Source organism: Arthrobacter sp. Bz4 (assembly GCF_003075455.1).
GTDB lineage: Bacteria > Actinomycetota > Actinomycetes > Actinomycetales > Micrococcaceae > Arthrobacter_D.
In genome coordinates this window covers 67527-85961 of sequence record NZ_QDAE01000006.1, presented here as the reverse complement: position 1 = coordinate 85961, position 18435 = coordinate 67527, and the positions used below count along the sequence as shown (strand labels likewise).

The window sequence follows — 18435 nt, the reverse complement described above, 5'->3', positions numbered from 1 at the left end:
CTGCCCGAAAGTAGGCAGACTGTACAAATGCCCCTAACTCATTCCGCCCCCGCAGTGACTCTCACCATCGCCGGATCCGAGGCGACCGGTGGCGCTGGCGCCCAGGCGGACCTCAGGACCTTCCAGGAACTCGGCGTTTTCGGCATCGCGACGCTGACCTGCATCGTGTCGTTCAATCCGAAGGACAACTGGAACCATCGTTTCGTGGCGGTCGAGCCGCAGGTCATCGCCGACCAGTTGGAGGCAGTCCTGACCTGTTACCCCGTGGAAACCGTCAAGATCGGCATGTTGGGTACTCCGGCAACCATTGACACTGTTGCGACGGCGTTGAAGAGCCAGCAGTGGCGCAACATCGTGCTGGACCCGGTGCTGATCTGCAAGGGCCAGGAGCCCGGCGCCGCGCTCGACACGGATCAGGCACTGAAGGCAAACATTCTCCCGCTCGCAACTGTTGTCACTCCCAACCACTTCGAGGCTGAGTCGTTGTCGGGCATGACCATCAACAGCATCGAGGATCTGCAGGAGGCCGCCAAACGGATCCATGAGATCAGCGGCGCCGTCGTCGTCGCCAAGGGCGGCATCCGCCTGGAAGGTGAAAACGCCGTCGACGTCTACTTCGATGGCACTACCCTGGAGCTGCTGTCAGCCCCGAAGGTCGGCGAAGTAGCTGTCAGCGGCGCGGGCTGCACCCTCGCCGCCGCCATTGCTGCGGAACTGTCCAAGGGCGCCAGTCCTCTTGATGCGGCTCGAACAGCCAAGAGTTTCGTGACCGAGGCGATTCGTCACAGGTTGTCCTCGCAGGCACCATTCGATGCAGTCTGGCAGGGCGGCGCCGCCGGGATCCCGGCATGAGGGTAGCGATTCTGGGCGATATCGGACAGCGCATTTACCACGTCGGTGATGATGCAATGACTCATGCCGCCGTGGATGAACTCGCAGCCCGCGGCATCAAGGACGTTGTCCTGCTCAGCCGGAACGCAGCTGACACGACCGGTCGGTTCGGCACCGAGGCAGCGCCGACCATCGAATTTCCGTGGCCGTACGCCGACTACCAGCATTACCTCAACGAGATACTCTCACTCCTCAACGGCGAGCCTCATAGCCTTGCCGACAACGACCAGGTGCACGGGCTCATCGAGACCATCCGCGGCTGCGACTCAGTGCTGATCGCAGGGGGCGGCAACATGAACTCGGTGTACGGCTGGCTGCTCTACGAACGCGCAGCGGTCACCGCAATTGCGCGGCACCTCGGCAAGGCAGTGGTGATTGCTGGCCAGACTATCGGGCCTATGCTGTACGGCGCTGACCGTGAAGTGGCAGTACAGATGCTCTCCCGCGCCGCTCTGGTAGGTGCACGTGAGGACAGTTCGCTCAGCCTCGGACGGGAGTTGGCAGGATCCAGCGTGGTGCGGTGCCTTGACGATGCTTCCTTCCTCGCGTCCAACACCGCCGCCCGGCAGCAGCCCGACGACGGCGGTCACCCGCCGGGAAGCACCCCACCTGTGGCCTCCTATATCGTTGGCACCTTCGCCGGCAACACTGGCGCCTGTCCCCGCGACCTGTTCGTAACGGCCGTCGCGAAAGCCCTGGACGACGCGGCCGACCTCACCGGCCTGCCGGTCCTTCTCCTGCCCCACATGGCTGTTGAGGGTGAGGGCGGCATCGATGAAGCAATACACGCGGAGATTGCAGCGGCGATGACTTCCTCCGTCCAGTCACAACCCATCGCGTCGGCGCGCGACACCGCAGTCCTCACCTCCCGGGCAGCCCTGGTGGTCACGTCGCGGTATCACCCGGTGGTTTTCGCTCTCGACGGCGGCGTCCCCACGGTTGCCTTGTCCCTCGATGAATACAGCGACGTGCGGTTGCGTGGGGCCCTCGCCAACTGGGGCCTGGCCGACTTCGCTCTGCCCCTGCCGTCACTGCTCGACGGCACGATCGGGCAGGCCCTCCGTGAGGCCTGGCAACGCCGCACAGTCATAGCGGAACAGGTGCAGTCTCTCCGACCCCAGAAGCTCACCGAATCTTCCGCCTGGTGGGACTCAGTGGTTGGGACCCTGCAAGGCAAGCCAGCCAAGGTTCAGTCGCCGTTGCCGCACCGCCAATGGGTCCCACGGGGAACTTGGTCCGCAGCCGCCGACACGGCGCGGGTGGTGTTCCTCCCGATGGCGGCAGAATTGGCTGACCTCCGCAAAACCCGCGAGCACCTTGAGGGGGAAGCCGCCGCCGCCCGGGACGAGCTGCAAGGCTGGTTCAATTCCTCCAGTTTCAGGCTGGTCCGCAAACTAGCCTCCCTACGTACGCGGTTCCGACCGCGCAAAGCCGTCTGAGGACTTTCAGTGACACTCCCTCCTTCTCCCTCAGTCGCCGTTATCATGCGGTCCCGGAACCGGTCGGTGCTGCTGGACCGCGCACTGCGCGATCTCCTCGGCCAGTCCATGACCCAGTGGACCCTCGTCGTCGTGAACGACGGCGGCGACCGCGCCGAAGTGGACCCGGTGGTGGACCGCTACCGCTTGCAGCTCGGCGATCGGGTCCAGGTCATCCACCATGACGTGGCGCGCGGAATGGAGGCAGCCTCCAATGCCGGCATCAAAGCGTCGGACTCCGAGTTCATCGCCATCCACGATGACGACGACGAATGGCACCCTGAGTTCCTCGAACGGACCCTGGCTTATCTGGCGCACCACGACGACGCCGGCGTGGCTGTCCGCACCGAACTGGTCTACGAGCGGATCACCGACGGGACAATCGAAGAAATTAGCCGGGAGATTTTCCAGCCGCAGCTGCAGTCAATCACCTTGTTTGATACTCTCCGGCACAACCGGTGCGTCCCCATTTCGCTGCTTTATCGCCGTTCAGTTCATGACCGGATTGGCTATTACAACGAATCCCTCTCGGTAGTGGGCGACTGGGAATTTCAGCTCCGCCTGCTCCAGCAGCACACGCTGGGTTTCCTCGATGAGGAGCCGCTGGCGTTCTGGAACCAGCGAAAAGACGCGACCGGAGACCTCGGGAACAGCGTGATCGTTGGTGACGCCGAGCACAGGCGGCTGGATCAGTTGGTGCGCGAGATCCACCTCAAAGAGCACGTCAGCCAGTCAGGGCTGGGCTCACTGCTTTACCAGACGTCCTATCAGCAGCGCGAGTTCGACCACCTGCATCACCGGCAGAACTATTCGGAAGACCTCCTGCGCCAGATTCTCGAATCCAACAACCGGCTGGCCGAACGGGTGCAGCGGCTTGAGGAAGCAGTCAGTGACGCTAGCCTCGTCTCGCTGGTGAGGCGTCGCTATCGCCAGCTGAAAAGCAGAATACTGGGGCGCTAGAAGCCCTGAATAGTCATCGATTTCACACCGCGTGGGCCTGCTCAGGGAATTACCAGGAAATTGCCTAACTTAACTAAGTTTTTTGTGTGGTAGCCGTTGACTTGTGACTGATCACACAGAAAGGTAGTACCGGTGGAGGGGGTCGGGCAACCGGCATCCACTGTTCAACTACTGCTGACGCAACTTGTTCATTCAGGGAACGTCACTCACATCTGTCATGGCCGTGTCAGCAGTACTTGCGGGGAGCTAATCACAGGTCTCAGCGGGTGGTCATGACTGAGCCTCACTAAGGAGAAGTATGAGCAAGTCATACCACCGGAATACGGGGAAGGCTGTGTTGGCATCGCTAACTGGCCTTGTTCTGGCTTCCAGCATGTGGGCGCCTGCTTCGGCTCTGGAATCACCGTCATCGGGTGAACCCACAGCCGAGGGAATTGAGCTCCAGGCAGTACCCGATCTTAAGGTCAGCAGGGATCTGGCGGATCGGACAGGCCCCACAGCGGCCTATATCCAGTTCGCAGGAAAAGGCGCCTTCGAACAAACGCAGCCGGTAGCGGTTCGCAATGGAATTCAGTCCCCCGTCGATCGGACCAACGATGTTCTGAACATCAGGGCCGGAATTCAGGCCCAGGCCGATGAGGTAGCGGCCGAGGCGTCAGCCTCGCAGCTCTACACCACCACCAACACCATCCCTGGTGTTGCCATTCAAGGTGACGCCGAGGCAATCAAGGCACTTGCTGCCCGCCCCGACGTCGTGAAGATCACCGGTATTGTGCCGAAGACCGTGACCAACAAGGGCGCGGACATCGACACCCGCGCGCTTGATGCCTGGACCGCACGCGATCAGACCGGCGACGGCATCACCGTTGCCGTGCTGGACACCGGACTTGATTACACCCACTCCGGTTTCGGCGGCCCGGGCACGATCGAGGCCTTCGAGCAGGCGCAGGCAGACCTGGTCCCAGACCCAGCTCTCTTCGACGCCGCTAAGTTTGTGGGCGGCTACGACCTGGTGGGCGACGACTATGACGCCGGTGACCCCGACAATGACATTCCTCAACCAGACCTCAACCCCCTCGACTGCCAGAGCCACGGTTCGCACGTCGCCGGTACCTCTTCGGGCTACGGCGTCAACGACGACGGCTCCACTTTTGACGGCGATTACGCCACCCTCGACGCCGACGGCGTCAACGCCATGCGGATCGGTCCCGGCTCGGCTCCCGAATCCCAGCTGGTCGCCCTCCGGGTCTTCGGCTGCACGGGTTCCAGCGCAGTTGTCGGTTCAGCACTCGACTTCGTGCTGGACCCGAACGGTGACGGCAACTTCGACGACCGCGCTCAGGTTGTCAACATGTCACTCGGCGCGGCATTCCCCGCCTATGACGATCCTGAAAACGACATCGTTAACGCTCTGACGGCTCAGGGCGTCCTTTCCGTTGTCTCCTCAGGCAACAGCGGCGACGTCTACGACATCGGCGGCTCCCCAGGCAGCTCAGAGTCCGCCCTGACCGTCGCCGCAAGCGTCGGTTCGCAGATCACCCTCGACCGGGTTGACGTGCTCGCACCTGACGACGTCGTCGGGCAGGCTGCTGGCCAGTACAGCGTCAACTACGACTACTCCACGGCCACTGAGGAAGAGCTCACGGGCACGGTTGTCAAGGCTGATCCCGCCAACGCGTTCGGTTGCCAGCCCTTCGCACCGGGCACCTTCGACGGTGAATGGGTCTGGCTGCAGTGGGAAGAGGATGGAACATTCCCTTGCGGATCCGTTACCCGCTTCAACAACGTTGAAGCCGCAGGCGGAGCAGGTGTGGTCCTCGACTCGCCCCGCTCAGTCTTCGAGTCCGGCATCGGCGGCAACGCCACCATTCCCGGCGTCCAGTTCAACGCCGAATTCTCCGAGCAGCTGGAACCAGCAGCAGAAGCTGGCACCCTTGAAGTTCGTCTCGATTCCGGTTACCAGGCAACTGCCGGCGGCAGCTCCGACGCACTCGACACGCTCGCAGCTTTCTCCTCCCGCGGGCTGCACGGCTCCAACGGAGTTGTGAAGCCCGATGTAGCAGCCCCCGGCGTCTCAACTGGTTCGGTCCAGGTTGGCACGGGAACCGGCGCATCGGTCAAGAGCGGCACCTCAATGGCAGCCCCACACGTGGCTGGCATCGCTGCACTGCTGTACGCAGAGACCAACTTCAACCCGTATGAGATCAAGTCCATGATCATGAATACGGCCATCGCCGATCTGGTGACAGCCGATGGCGTCGAGTACGCCCCGAACCGCGTAGGTTCCGGACGCGTCGACGCCGTATTGGCACTGGACACCCCGGTCCTGGCCTACTCGACAGAACAGCCATCGCTCACCTCGGTGAACTTCGGCGTTCTGGAGCTTGGCAGCGAAGCGATGACCATGACCAAGCAGATCACCGTGGAAAACAAGTCGGACGACGTGATTCGCTACAGCGCCTCCTACCTTGAGGCGTCAACGATGCCAGGCGCCGAGATCAGTGTGACGCCGCAGGTGCTTGCGCCTGAAACGCTCACCAATGCCTTCGATGTTCCAGCCAACGGCACGGCAACTGTCGACGTCACGCTGACCATTGATGATCCAGCCGCCCTGGCGAAGACGATCGACCCGGCTGCTGAGGAGACTCAGTTCGGCGTCGCCCGTCAGTACCTTGCCGATGTGTCGGGCCGCGTGCAGTTCGCGAGTGAAGTGAACACGCTGCGTGTTCCCGTCTACTCAGCACCGAAGCCCACATCGGAAATCTCGGCTGGCGCCCAGATCATGTTCGAGAACGCCTCAACCCTTGAGAGCTCAGTAGTGCTTGAGGGCCGCGGCCTGCTGCAGGGTGGATCGGATTCGCGCTATGCATCGCTCGTGACCCCGCTGGTTCTTGGCGCTGAAAGCCCCCGGGCCGACGAGCGTCCGCTGGAGTCCCTGTACTCCCTGGACCTCCGCTCGGTTGGTGCCGCATCAACGGTTCCGGCAGTTGTCGCAGCCGGCGGCGAAGCAGAAGAGGGTTACCTGAACCTCGGTATCAGCACCTGGCAGAACTGGGCTCAGCTGGGTGGCAATAGCCAGGTTGCAGTTGAACTGGATCTTGACGGTGACACCGAAGCCGACATGGTGGTCATCACCCTGCGCCTCGACGACCTGGACATGATCCTGTTCGAGGTGGCACCGGTGCTTGACGATGGCTCGCTGGGCCAGGGTGACAGCCTGTACTTCGCCAACGGCGTCGACGGCAGCCTGGACACGAACACCTTCGACACCAACGTCATCACTCTGCCTGTCCCGGTTGCTGACCTGGGCCTGGACCTGAGTGCTTCGGCTCCGATCCAGTACCGCGTCTCCACCGCCAGCCCGTTCAATGTGGACGAGGATGGCAACACCGCGGGATCGGTCGACGAGACCGAGTGGATTGACTTCAACGTCACCGAGCCTGAGCTGTGGTTCGAAGGCGTCACCCCCGACACGGTATTCATTGCCGCCGAGGGTACAACGATTGGCGTCAACCGTCAGGAAGGCGTCACCGACGCCCGCGCGTTGTTCCTGCACCACCACAACGCAACGGGCCTGAAGGATGAAATCCTCGACATGCAGGTTGACCAGCTCCGGTTCCCGGATGTTGCGGGCAATGAGCATGAGGAGGCCATTAACTGGCTGGCTGACCAGGGGCTGACCACCGGCTACCCGGATGGCACCTACCGTCCGCTGGCCTCGATCAACCGCGATGCCATGGCGGCGTTCCTCTACCGCCTGGCTGGTGAGCCTGCTTTCGCGGAGCCCACCACCTCTCCATTCGCTGACATCACTCCTAGAACCCAGTTCTACAAGGAGATGGCGTGGATGGCCGAGACCGGCCTGTCGACCGGCTACAGCGATGGCACCTTCCGTCCGCTCGCTCCCGTCAACCGTGACGCGATGGCCGCGTTCATGAACCGCTTCGCTGGTGAGTACTGCATCATCGCCGACGCAGCGGATTACGTTGCACCGCAGGTTGCACCGTTCCCGGACGTTCCGGTGAACGATCAGTTCCACCGGGAGATCTCCTGGATGGCCGAGAACAACATCACCCAGGGCTTCGACGACGGCGAGTACAAGCGCCTTCAGCCGGTCGCCCGCGACGCGATGGCAGCCTTCATCCAGCGTCTCGATGGTTACACCGAGGACAACGGCGGCTGCAACCCGTAACCACGGATAGTAAACGCTAGACACAGAAAAGTGGTGGCCACCCGGCAACGGGTGGCCACCACTTTTTTGCCCAGAAGCTACTGTGTCGAGTGGCTACATTGTCGAGTGGCTACATTGCTGGGCCCGCCACGAGAATCCCATCGGTATCGGCATACACGGTCCCTCCGGGGGTGAAGATGACCCCTCCAATCGCCACCGGCACGTCAATCTCACCGACGCCGTTCTTGACGCTCTTGCGGGGATTGCTGCCGAGTGCCTTCACGCCGAGGGGCAACCCAGCGAGCACCGCGCGGTCACGGATTGCACCGTTGATAATGACGCCGTTCCACCCGTTCTTCACCGCGATCTCCGCAATCATGTCTCCCATCAGCGCCCGCTCAAGTGAGCCACCGCCGTCGACGACGAGGACCGCGCCCGCACCAGGCGTGGAAAGGACCGACTTCAGCACCACGTTGTCGTGATAGCACTTCACGGTTCGTATCGGCCCGCTGAAAGCCTGCTCCCCTCCCAGATCCTGGAACTGGATTGAAACTGATTGAACGGTGTCTCCGAACTGGTCGTAGAGGTCCGCTGTGGATAGGTCCATGTTCTTCTCCTGATCGGTGGTTTGAGATTGTGAAAGATCAACCCGAGTGGGCCTCAAGAAAGCTGTACACCTCGGTCTCATCTACCCCGGGGAACGCGCCGGGCGGCATTGCGGCCAGCAGATGTGAGTGCGCCCGGGCGCTCGGCCAGGCGTGACCTGCCCAATTTTCAGCCAGCGACGACGGCGGACGCCGGCAGCACGCCTCATCCGGGCAAAAGGACTTCTCCCTCATGGTGGTGTCCCTGCCCCTGAACCACTTCACATGCGCATACGGCACCCCGATGCTCAACGAGAACTCCCCGCTCGCTGACCGTTCGGTCCGGGCCGTGCACCAGTAGGTGCCGCTGGGCGTATCCGTGTACTGGTTGTAGGCGCGGAATTTGTCAGCCACCTCAAACACCACCCGTGAAGTCCAGCGTTTACAGGAGGGCTGGCCTTCAATGGCACCCGTGTGGTCCTGGGGAAAGGTGACGCCGTCGTTCTCATAGGCTTTGTAGATGATCCCGCTCTCATGGGTCTTCTGAAAATGGGTGGGGATGCCCAGGTGCTCGGTGGCGAGGTTGGTGAACCTGTGCGCCGCAGTCTCATAGGACACGGCAAACGCGTCCCGGATATCCTCCACGGCAATCTCCTTCGCCGCTTTCGAGCGCTGCAGGAACTCCACCGCAGGCTTCTCCGGCAGCAAAAGTGCCGCGGCAAAGTAGTTGGTGGCCACGCGCTGCCTGAGGAACTCCCGATAATTTTCAGGCGTCTGGTGGTCCAGCACGTAATGCCCGAGCGCCTGCAGCAGCACCGAGCGCGGATCGTGGTCAGTGCGCTGGGACTGGGTCAGGTAAATTCTGCGGTTCTTCAAATCGGTGACAGAACGAGTTGAATGCGGCAGGTCGCCCACGTGATGGAGGGTGAACCCCAGATGGGCGGCGATGTCGGCAATCAGGTGCTGGGACATCGGCCCAGCGGTGTGCCCCACCGAATCCAGCACCCGTTGCGCCTCGGCCTCGAGTTCGGGGAAGTAATTGTTCTGTTTGCGCATCTCGCGCCGCAGCTCGGCGTTGGCCCGACGGGCCTCCTCCGGGGTGGCCACCTGCTCGTTGAGCCGGCGCTCCAACTCGCCCTGAAGGCCCACCAGCGATTCGAGTACCTCCATCGGCAGCCGTGAGGAGATCCGCACCTTCGGCAGCCCGAGCGCCCCGTATAGCGGGCCGCGCTGCGCCCGCTCCAGCTCGATCTCCAGTGCTGCCCTCCGGGTGGGAGGTTCCGCACCCAACAGCTGATCGATGCCTACCCCGAGGGCCGACGCGAGGCCCTGCAGCATCCCCAGCTTTGGTTCACGTTTGCCGTTTTCGATCAGCGACAGCTGCGACGCGACGGTGCCGACGACGGCGCCCAGGTCATCGAGCGTCATCCCCTTCGCTTTCCGGAGATGTCGGATCCGTCGGCCCAGGCTGATCGCGTCGAGGTCGTCCGGCGCGCCGGCGCCCGCCTCAGCGGCTCCACCGGATTCTGGTCGGTTCCAGGTGGCTGGTTTGATCGGCATGTTGGTCATTTATTGAGGTTACGCGAAGAAGTGCGTTTTTTGCCAGCAGTTTCGGCTAGGCAAGGGGTTGAAATGAGAGAAAGGTTGGTTTTACGAAGCCAACGAACACTTCACGCACTCGAATCAACGGCTCAGGGAATTCAAAGGAGAATGCAATGACACAGGACCAGACCACCCCACAGGCAAACACCGCATCGACAGGCCAGAGCGCCGAAGGATCGGCCGAGCGGGAGCTGGAACTCGAGTGGTCGGCCAATTCCCGCTGGGATAACGTCACGCGCGACTACTCGGCGTCCGACGTCGTCCGCCTTCGCGGCCGGGTCCAGGAGGAGCACACCCTCGCCCGGCGCGGCGCCGAGAAGCTGTGGACGCAGCTGACCGAACAGGCCCGCACCGGTGAGTACACCCACTCGCTTGGCGCACTGACCGGTAATCAGGCGGTGCAGCAGGTCAAGGCGGGCCTGAAAGCAATTTACCTGTCCGGCTGGCAGGTCGCCGCCGACGCCAATAACTCCGGGCACACCTATCCGGACCAGTCACTGTACCCCGCCAACTCGGTGCCCACCGTGGTGCGCCGCATCAACAACGCACTGCTGCGTGCGGACCAGATCGACTTCGCCGAAGGGGTCCAGACGGTGGAGGACTATTTGGTTCCCATCATCGCCGACGCCGAGGCAGGCTTCGGCGGCCCACTCAACGCTTACGAGCTGATGAAATCGATGATCCAGGCCGGCGCTGCTGGCGTTCACTGGGAGGACCAGCTCGCTTCGGAGAAGAAGTGCGGGCACCTCGGCGGTAAGGTACTTATCCCGACCCAGCAGCACGTCCGCACCCTCAACGCCGCACGGCTCGCCGCCGACGTCGCTGGGACGCCGTCAGTAGTAATTGCTCGCACCGACGCCGAGGCCGCGACCCTCATCACTTCCGACGTCGACGAACGGGATCAGCCGTTCATCACCGGCGAGCGCACCTCCGAGGGCTTCTACAAGGTGCGCAACGGCCTCGAGGCGTGCATTGCCCGGGGACGGGCCTACGCGCCGTATGCGGATCTGCTGTGGATGGAAACCGGAACCCCCGACCTTGACCTGGCGCGCAAGTTTGCTGAGGGCATCAAGTCGGAGCACCCGGACCAGATGCTGGCGTACAACTGCTCGCCGTCGTTCAACTGGAAAAAGCACCTCGACGACGCAACGATCGCCAAGTTCCAGCGGGAGCTCGGCGCGATGGGGTTCACCTTCCAGTTCATCACCCTGGCAGGGTTCCACGCGCTCAACTACTCGATGTTCGACCTGGCCGAGGGCTACGCCCGCGACGGCATGAGCGCGTACGTCGAACTCCAGGAGCGCGAATTCGCTGCCGAGTCCCGGGGCTACACCGCCACCAAGCACCAGCGTGAGGTGGGAACCGGCTACTTCGACCAGGTTGCCACCGCCCTCAACCCCACGGGCAGCACCCTCGCCCTGGCCGGATCCACCGAGGCGCAGCAGTTCCACTAACCCCCGCTGCACGCCCCGCTCCACCCCGTCCCACACCCCCAACCCCGGCCCCCACCTAGGATGGCCGGGGCTGGGGGCGGGGCACCCACATTTTTCCAGGAGGCACACCATGAACAACCTGATCACCCTCAACGGCGTTACCCTGACGGCGCCGGCCGTGCGCCGCCAGGACGAAATCCTCACCCCGGAAGCCCTCGACTTTCTCCGGAAACTGCACCAGTCGACGGCCAGCCGCCGGCAGGAACTCCTACACCTGCGGCAACAGTCCCGCGCCAGGATCTCCAACGGCACCGATCCGCGTTTCCTCCCCGAGACCAAACACATTCGCGACGACGACGGCTGGCGGGTTGCGCCGGTCGCCCCGGGCCTGGAGGACCGCCGGGTGGAGATCACCGGACCCGTCGACCGGAAAATGACCATCAACGCCCTCAACTCAGGCGCCAAGGTGTGGCTTGCCGACATGGAGGACTCCTCCACTCCCAGCTGGTCCAATGTCATCAACGGGCAGCTCAACCTGCGCGACGCGCTGGCGGACCGCATTAGCTTCACCTCTCCGGAAGGGAAGGAATACCGGTTGGGAGAGGATCGGCCGACCATCGTGGTGCGCCCCCGCGGCTGGCACCTGCCCGAGAAGCACCTGCTGATCAACAACACCCCGATCGCCGGCGGCCTGGTCGACTTTGGATTGCATTTCTTCCACAACGCCCGGACGCTCATCGCCCAGGGCCGGGGCCCCTACTTCTACCTGCCGAAGATCGAGAACCATCTCGAGGCACGGCTCTGGAATGACATTTTCGTCCAGGCCCAGCAACTGTTGGGGCTGCCCCAGGGCACTATCCGCGCCACGGTGCTGATAGAAACGATCACCGCCGCGTTCGAAATGGAGGAAATTCTGTACGAACTGCGCGAACACGCCGCCGGTTTGAACGCTGGCAGGTGGGACTACATCTTCTCGGTGATCAAGAACTTCAGGACCCGCGGACCCCGCTTCGTCCTCCCCGACCGGTCCATGGTGACCATGACCGCGCCGTTCATGCGCTCCTACACGGAGCAGCTGGTGCGAATCTGCCACCGCCGGGGCGCCCACGCGATTGGCGGCATGTCGGCCAACATCCCGAACCGGCGAGACGAAGCAGCGAACGCCGTCGCACTGGAAAAGGTGAGGGCGGACAAGACCCGGGAAGCGAACGACGGTTTCGACGGTTCCTGGGTAGCCCACCCGGACCTGGTTCCGGTGGCGATGGAGGTGTTCGATGCCATCCTCGGCGAGCGGCCCAACCAGCTGACCAGGCTGCGCGACGACGTCCTCCCCGACGACAAGGCACTGCTCAACATCGCAGGCACCCCCGGGGTCATCACCGAGGCCGGGATCCGCGAGAACCTTGAGGTGGGCGTGAGGTACATCGAGTCGTGGTTGCGTGGCAACGGGGCTGCGGCGATCAACTCCCTGATGGAGGACGCTGCGACGGCCGAGATTTCGCGGTCTCAGATCTGGCAGTGGATCTACTCGGGCGCCGTCACCGACGACGGCGAGGCCATCACCCACGGGTGGGTCGCCGAGCTGCTGGAGGAGGAGTTCGCGGCGATGGAGCGTTTTGACGGCGACCGTTTCGACGACGCCCTGGCAATCTTCGAGGAGGTTGCCCTCGGTGAGGAATTCCCCACGTTCCTCACCGTCCCTGCCTACGCCCGCTACCTGCACGAGAACCGCGAGTTGGCGACGGTCTAGACCGATCCTCACCGCACCCCGCCGCTCCTCCACCGCGGGGTGCGGTGAGGGTGCGGTGAGGGTGCGGCGCGGCTGCGGTGGGGTGTAGCGGGAATACCCCGGAGCCAACCCCGCGTTGTGCGATGTATGCAGATTGAAATTTGGTCAGACGTCAAGTGCCCCTGGTGTTTCGTCGGCAAGCGCCGGTTTGAGACCGCCCTCGCCGGCTTCGAACACCGCGATCAGGTCACCGTGACCTGGAAGAGCTTCCAGTTGGACCCGGATCTCCCGGATCACTATGACGGCACCGAACAGCAGTACCTCGCTGAACGCAAGGGTATCTCCGAAGACCGGATCCGCGAGATGTGGGACAGCCTGTCCGCCTCGGCCGCCGGCGAGGGACTGAACTTCAGGTTCGAGGACGTCGTGGTGGGCAACAGTTTCACCGCCCACCGGTTCCTGCACCTGGCCAAATCCCAGGGGCTCGGCGACGCCGCCAAGGAGGCCATCCTGTCCGCCCACTTTGAACAGGGCAAAGACACCTCGGACACGGACTTCCTGGTGGAGCTCGGCAAGGAGATCGGCCTCACGGAGCACGACGTGCGGGCCACCCTCGGCACAGACCGGTTCGCCGACGACGTCCGCCACGATATTGCCGAGGCACGCACGCTCGGGATCAGCGGAGTACCGTTCTTCGTCATCGACCGGAAGTACGGCATTTCCGGAGCCCAGCCCGCCGATCTGTTCGCCGAGGCGCTCACCACCGCGTGGCAGGAAGCGAACCCGCTGACCCTCGTGAATCCCGCCGGATCCGCCGCGGCCTCCGCCGACGGCGAAGCGTGCGGGCCGGAGGGCTGCAACTAGCCTGCAGCTAGGGGGCAGCCGGGGTCGATTCCGGTGCACCCGACGTGGACTCGGCCTCGGCAGACGCCGTCGTCGGGTCGGTGCACACCAGTCCGGCCGGAGTTTCATCCAGCTCGGCTTCAGCGATGAGACCCTCGTACCCTGAGCCGACGACGACGTCGACGGTCGCGTCAGTGCGCTCATCCTCCACGAAGATGGTTCCCGGAATCTGGCGCTGTACGGTGAAGGCATTCGCGTAGCCCTCTGGTCCGGCAACCACGATGGCGGTCATGCCGACCCGGTTCACCTTGCGGTTGCCGATCTCGCCCAACACGAATGCTCGCTCCGCCAGGCCCTCACCGACGGAACCGGCCAGACCGGAAATGGTTGTGCTGTTGTACAGGTTCACGGTGACGGCCGAAGGGGACTGCACCTCGAACGGGCCCGCCGGGCAGGTGTACGTCGGCTCCAGGTCCGGTTCCAGCGCAGCGATGCGGATGTCTCCACGGTTGATTCCTATCGCGACGAAAACCGCCGCGGCGAGGAGAGCAACCAGTACGACCAGAACCACCCCGTGGCGGAGCCGGCGCATGTAAATGTGCGGGCGCTCCACCTCCCCCGTGTCTGCGAAGACGCTGTCCAGATCGTTTTCAGTAACGATCCGGTGGCCATGCCATTCAATGGGGTTTTTCTTGGACTTTTTGGTCTCGTGCCGGTGCGGGGGCTGGTCAGTCATTGATCACCAGCACGCGCGCGTGCAGAATGGTTCGTTGATGCAGGGCCGTGCGGACGGCACGGTGCAGCCCGTCTTCCAGATAAAGCGTCTCGTTCCACTGAACCACGTGCGGGAACAGGTCACCGAAGAATGTTGAATCCTCGGCGAGGAGCGCCTCGAGGTCGAGGGTGGTTTTGGTGGTCACCAGTTCGTCCAGCCGTACCTGTCGGGGTGCCACACCCGCCCAATCCTTGGGGGTCACATATCCATGGTCAGGGTAGGGGCGTCCTGCGCTTACGGCTTTGAAGATCACCAATACAGACTAGAGAACATCATCGGGCAATGGAACATGAGCCGCACCTAACGGTCCTTAGTGGCCGAAAGGTTACGTTCAGCCGTCAGGTAGCGATGATTGGCACAGTGCGTTTCGCAAGGATTTCGCCGGTAATCCAATCTTCCCACTCGACCCTTAGCTCGTATCGGCCCGCCGAAGGCGGCGTCAGCATGACATCGTAACGTTCGGCTGCCCCGAAACTCAGCAGGCTGGTGAGCAGCGGATAGCCCGCTGCCGAGCAGGGGGGAGAAGGTACCCCTGGCACAGAGGTGTCCCTGAAGGGCCGCCCGTCGTGGGCAATGATCTCGGCAATCTGCGCTGGGTTCCCCTCCGCGTCAGTGAAGTACATCCGGTTGGGCAGATAGTTGGCGTTCAGAATCCGCAGGAGGGTGGGCTTTCGTTCCCCCGGAACCACGTTGGCCTGGATGGTCGAGAGGCTCCAGACGCGGTCATCAGTGTCACCCGGGTCCGCCAGATTACCTCCCAGCAGATAGAAGTGCTTGGGCTCAAACCGATTCAAACCGACGTCCTCGCCGGACAGCCCGGCAGCATGGTCCATCTCATGCCAGCGGGCATCCACCGAATATGGAACGAGGATGCATTCCGTCGCGATGTCGTACTCGGGTCCGTCCACGAAGGCTCTGCGGGCTCCTGGGCTTACCGGATAGTCGGGATGCACCGTTGGGTCAACCACCAGGGCACCGAACATTCCCATCTGGGCGTGTAAAACCGTGTTTACGTGGCAGTGATAAAAGTAGGTTCCCGCCGCCCCATAGTTGGGGTCCCCGGGTCTACCCAGTTCGGCCTGCCACTGGTAGGTGTAGGTTTCTCCAATCTCGAAGGAGGTGTGACCTACGCCGTCGTTGCGTGGGTCCGGCTCCATGCCGTGCCAATGGATAGTGTGAGCTCCTTTACTCGGAGTAAATGTTGCGTGGAATATCTCGCCCTCTTTGGGCCGCAGCGTCGGTCCCGGCAGGCTTCGCCCGGAATTTTCCGATTCGAAACTCCAAATCTCGAATTTATTTCCGTCATCAAATTCAAGGTCCCGGGAAAAGAATTTCAAAACCACTGCTGTTTGCGGGGTTTGTAAAAATTCTGTGACGGGGTTATCCACATCCATCTGGTCTGAGCTGAAGTCCGCCTGACTGCGGAAGCGGTGACTCGGCGTCCCGTCATCGTTGACAGGAGGTACAGGTGTAGGTGTGGGAGTGGGCGATGCAGTAACTGTGGGAGTGGGCGATGCAGTAACTGTGGGAGTGGGCGATGCAGTAACTGTGGGAGTGGGCGATGCAGTAACTGTGGGAGTGGGAACAGGCGTAGCAGATGCGCTGGCTGTAGCCGAAGGAGTCGCTGTTGCTGTTGCACTCGGACTAGGGGTCGACTTCCTACGATTAGCCTCCCGGGCCTTCTTCTTCGCCTCCTTACGCTTTTTCTCAGCGGCCTCCCGGGCCTTCTTCTCCGCCTCCCGCTGGCGTTTGGCAAGCTCCTCATCCCGCTCTGCCTGGCGTTTAAACATCGAGGTGCGGCGACCATCGCGTCTATTGGGTACTTGAACGTTGGTCATGGTCCTGTTCCTATGATTGGTGCTTTCAGCGTCCAGTGGGCAACCATCCCGCCCGGGTACATACCACCAGCGGCTGTCTGCGATGGCTCCGCATGGCAGTGCATTGGGTATCCCCAGTCGGTGGTCCTGGCTGCCCAGACAGCGTTGACGGCATCTGGTGGCCGCTTGATCGGAAGAATGCAGTCCTTACGGTCCATGGGTTCCAGTTCGACTACGTCCTCCCATTGTTGGACCACCACATGCCCCTCGGGGTCCACGAAGCCTTCCCTGCGCGGCCAGGGATAATTGTTTCGCCCCACCGTCCACAGGTGGTTGCCGTGGAAGTGCATCTGATGGAACACAATGCCGGGGTTGACTAGCCTGACAAGCTGCCCTCCGCGCAGCGTCCCCAGTTCAGTGCCCTCGCCGAACTGGCGCACGTCCACCTGCCGCGGGTAGCCCGAAATCAGCGTCTCTTCCTCAGTCGCCAGATTCAACGCGTCGTTGGTGGTGATGCCGAGCGATTCATAGCCGCTGCGTCCGTTGAGCGTGAAATAACGCGGTACTGCTTTGGTTTTGCGTGGGTCGACGGTTCCCCCGGAGGCCTCGATCCCGGCCCACACCGAGTCGACATTGTGGCAGATCCAGAGCCACTGCCGTTCGAACGAAGCAAGATCCTCCCCGATAGCCCACTGATGGTCCGGATGGATGACCAGCAGGACCCCGAAGAGACCCAGAACCCTTTCCACTGGCTGATTGGTCGGATCGGAGTAGATATAGGTTCCGGGGGCGGGCGCATCAAGTTCCAATAATTTGCTTCCTGCCGGATCAATGATCCCGGTACTGACGTTGCCGCGGTTGGGTCCGGCCCCATGCAGAGTAAACTCATGAGGCTTGGACAGCCGGTTGTGCACCCGAAGGCGAATTCTGCTTCCCACTTCGGCGATGATAGTTCGTTGTGGAAAATAGCTCGCCCAGTAGTTGCGGCGGATGAAGTACTGCCCCGGGTTAGCCGGATCCGGGCCGTAAGGCAGCGGAGTCCCTTCCGGTGGAAGAACGGCGTCCAAAGGGTAACTTCGGCTCTCCACTAGCCGACCATCGGCTGTGAACACCTTCGGAACAATAGCCAGGCTAGGGTTGGCGTCGTTGACGTCAGTAGGACGATCACCAAATCCCCGGTGATACACCAGTGAGGCATCGACCATTTTCAGGTAGCCATCGTTGATGTACAGATCTAGAACCCCTGGAAGAGGGGTGACCGCCAGAGGCTGGCTCGATGCAACTACACGGGCCTGGGCGGGCTTGGAAGACTGCCCGTAGAGCAACGCCGCTGCCCCAACGCTTGCGGCGGCTCCATACCTGAGGAAGTCCCAGCGGCCCAGCTGACCGGCAGTCGCCATAAGATCAGTGGGTTTCGCCACGTTCCCGACGCTGGTTTTCGCGGTTTCCTGGATGTCAGTCATGATCCACCGCCAGCGAACCAGGCCGGTGGAGCACGGACGGCAGTTCGAGGGTCAGCGGGGCCCGCCGCCCCAAGGGTCAGTGAACTCAGCGGAGAGACTCGTCTCATCTGAGGGCACCAGGAAATTGATCCACAGGGATGTTGTCGATCCGGCTGGTAGCGGGCCAGTGACAGCTTCCGCGTCTCGGTTCGTCACGGTGGGTCCATCCACCCCGACCTGCAGCCGCAGTTGGCCCGGGGCAAAGAGCACCGGTTGGTCAGTCGCATTATGGACTTCCAACCGAAGGGCAATATGGTCCCCCCAGGTGCTGTTTGCCGGTTGAACTGAATGACCGATGACCGCAGGCCCGTGACCGCGGTGGCCAGTCACGGCCTGAGCAGACGTACCGCCGCCGCTGGAATCTTGTGCCGGGGGAAGCCGCATCTGCCGCTCGGCCTCGGTCAGTCGAACGCTGCCGAAGGAGGTCTTGACTCCCGGCGGATTGGCAGAGGTACCCGCTGCCAGCAGGCCGCCCGCTGCCGCTGTGCCAGCCACCGTGACCCCGACCAGCACACCAAAGACACGGCGAGTCAGGCCCGGGCTCTCATCGGCCGTGCAACCTACCTCACTGACTATCCCTGCGTCGCCAATGGATTGCGATACTTCCCCTAACAGTGTGGTCATCGGTCTATCCGCTCTTAACAGTGACT

The 18435-nt window shown here is 62.6% G+C and carries 14 protein-coding genes; 7 read left to right on the top strand and 7 right to left on the bottom strand.

Annotated elements, in window-relative coordinates; genetic code table 11:
* Positions 1–27: 27 nt before the first annotated feature.
* From thiD to DDA93_RS06990, 4 genes are all read left to right on the top strand, one after another.
* On the top strand, positions 28–852 hold the full coding sequence (gene thiD, locus DDA93_RS07005; RefSeq protein WP_019482304.1) for a bifunctional hydroxymethylpyrimidine kinase/phosphomethylpyrimidine kinase: 825 nt from the start codon (positions 28–30) through the stop codon (positions 850–852).
* Positions 849–2330: a polysaccharide pyruvyl transferase family protein gene (locus tag DDA93_RS07000; protein ID WP_116778370.1), complete on the top strand. Its 1482-nt coding sequence runs from the start codon at positions 849–851 to the stop codon at positions 2328–2330. The genes thiD and DDA93_RS07000 overlap by 4 nt, the downstream gene beginning before the upstream one ends.
* Before the next feature lie 9 nt (positions 2331–2339).
* Entirely contained in the window at positions 2340–3329 is a 990-nt protein-coding gene (locus DDA93_RS06995; protein ID WP_133185456.1) for a glycosyltransferase family 2 protein, read from the top strand.
* A 298-nt stretch (positions 3330–3627) separates the two neighbouring features.
* Positions 3628–7521 carry a S8 family serine peptidase gene (locus DDA93_RS06990; protein ID WP_024475944.1) on the top strand — a complete coding sequence of 1298 codons (3894 nt, stop codon included), beginning with the start codon at positions 3628–3630 and terminating at the stop codon, positions 7519–7521.
* 109 nt (positions 7522–7630) lie between these two features.
* On the opposite strand, the gene rraA is transcribed toward DDA93_RS06990, so the two are convergent.
* On the bottom strand, positions 7631–8107 hold the full coding sequence (gene rraA, locus DDA93_RS06985) for a ribonuclease E activity regulator RraA (RefSeq protein WP_116778369.1): 477 nt from the start codon (positions 8105–8107) through the stop codon (positions 7631–7633).
* A gap of 37 nt (positions 8108–8144) precedes the next feature.
* A complete protein-coding gene (locus DDA93_RS06980; RefSeq protein ID WP_116778368.1) occupies positions 8145–9653 on the bottom strand; it encodes a helix-turn-helix domain-containing protein in 1509 nt (502 codons plus the stop codon).
* A gap of 146 nt (positions 9654–9799) precedes the next feature.
* Here DDA93_RS06980 and aceA point away from each other — a divergent pair, with 146 nt between their 5' ends.
* The 3 genes from aceA to DDA93_RS06965 all read left to right on the top strand — a co-directional run bounded on the left by aceA (position 9800) and on the right by DDA93_RS06965 (position 13712).
* The gene (gene aceA, locus DDA93_RS06975; protein WP_024476217.1) at positions 9800–11140 is read left to right on the top strand and encodes an isocitrate lyase; all 1341 of its coding nucleotides are present in this window, start codon (positions 9800–9802) and stop codon (positions 11138–11140) included.
* A gap of 109 nt (positions 11141–11249) precedes the next feature.
* On the top strand, positions 11250–12869 hold the full coding sequence (gene aceB, locus DDA93_RS06970) for a malate synthase A (protein WP_024476218.1): 1620 nt from the start codon (positions 11250–11252) through the stop codon (positions 12867–12869).
* Between the two features lie 126 nt (positions 12870–12995).
* Positions 12996–13712: a DsbA family oxidoreductase gene (locus tag DDA93_RS06965; protein ID WP_019482296.1), complete on the top strand. Its 717-nt coding sequence runs from the start codon at positions 12996–12998 to the stop codon at positions 13710–13712.
* A gap of 7 nt (positions 13713–13719) precedes the next feature.
* Here the strand turns inward: DDA93_RS06965 and DDA93_RS06960 are convergent, their stop codons facing one another.
* The 5 genes from DDA93_RS06960 to DDA93_RS06935 form a co-directional block, all read right to left on the bottom strand.
* Positions 13720–14427: a LytR C-terminal domain-containing protein gene (locus tag DDA93_RS06960; protein ID WP_019482295.1), complete on the bottom strand. Its 708-nt coding sequence runs from the start codon at positions 14425–14427 to the stop codon at positions 13720–13722.
* Positions 14420–14719, bottom strand: coding sequence for a type II toxin-antitoxin system VapB family antitoxin (locus tag DDA93_RS06955; protein WP_024476219.1), 300 nt, complete (start codon positions 14717–14719; stop codon positions 14420–14422). The genes DDA93_RS06960 and DDA93_RS06955 overlap by 8 nt, the downstream gene beginning before the upstream one ends.
* Positions 14720–14804: 85 nt before the next feature.
* Complete coding sequence (locus DDA93_RS06950) at positions 14805–15860, bottom strand: multicopper oxidase domain-containing protein (RefSeq protein WP_237742099.1); 1056 nt, start codon at positions 15858–15860, stop codon at positions 14805–14807.
* A gap of 440 nt (positions 15861–16300) precedes the next feature.
* On the bottom strand, positions 16301–17746 hold the full coding sequence (locus DDA93_RS06940; protein ID WP_024476221.1) for a multicopper oxidase domain-containing protein: 1446 nt from the start codon (positions 17744–17746) through the stop codon (positions 16301–16303).
* 51 nt (positions 17747–17797) lie between these two features.
* A complete protein-coding gene (locus DDA93_RS06935) occupies positions 17798–18409 on the bottom strand; it encodes a hypothetical protein (protein WP_243400548.1) in 612 nt (203 codons plus the stop codon).
* Between the last annotated feature and the right edge of the window lie 26 nt (positions 18410–18435).

Coding starts and splice junctions, on each gene's coding strand:
- rraA (WP_116778369.1), bottom strand. CDS start 8,107: ATGGACCTATCCACAGCGGACCTCTACGACCAGTTCGGAGACACCGTT.
- aceB (WP_024476218.1), top strand. CDS start 11,250: ATGAACAACCTGATCACCCTCAACGGCGTTACCCTGACGGCGCCGGCC.
- thiD (WP_019482304.1), top strand. CDS start 28: ATGCCCCTAACTCATTCCGCCCCCGCAGTGACTCTCACCATCGCCGGA.
- DDA93_RS06950 (WP_237742099.1), bottom strand. CDS start 15,860: ATGGATGTGGATAACCCCGTCACAGAATTTTTACAAACCCCGCAAACA.
- DDA93_RS06980 (WP_116778368.1), bottom strand. CDS start 9,653: ATGACCAACATGCCGATCAAACCAGCCACCTGGAACCGACCAGAATCC.
- DDA93_RS06960 (WP_019482295.1), bottom strand. CDS start 14,427: ATGACTGACCAGCCCCCGCACCGGCACGAGACCAAAAAGTCCAAGAAA.
- DDA93_RS06990 (WP_024475944.1), top strand. CDS start 3,628: ATGAGCAAGTCATACCACCGGAATACGGGGAAGGCTGTGTTGGCATCG.
- DDA93_RS06965 (WP_019482296.1), top strand. CDS start 12,996: ATGCAGATTGAAATTTGGTCAGACGTCAAGTGCCCCTGGTGTTTCGTC.
- DDA93_RS07000 (WP_116778370.1), top strand. CDS start 849: ATGAGGGTAGCGATTCTGGGCGATATCGGACAGCGCATTTACCACGTC.
- DDA93_RS06940 (WP_024476221.1), bottom strand. CDS start 17,746: ATGACTGACATCCAGGAAACCGCGAAAACCAGCGTCGGGAACGTGGCG.
- aceA (WP_024476217.1), top strand. CDS start 9,800: ATGACACAGGACCAGACCACCCCACAGGCAAACACCGCATCGACAGGC.
- DDA93_RS06935 (WP_243400548.1), bottom strand. CDS start 18,409: ATGACCACACTGTTAGGGGAAGTATCGCAATCCATTGGCGACGCAGGG.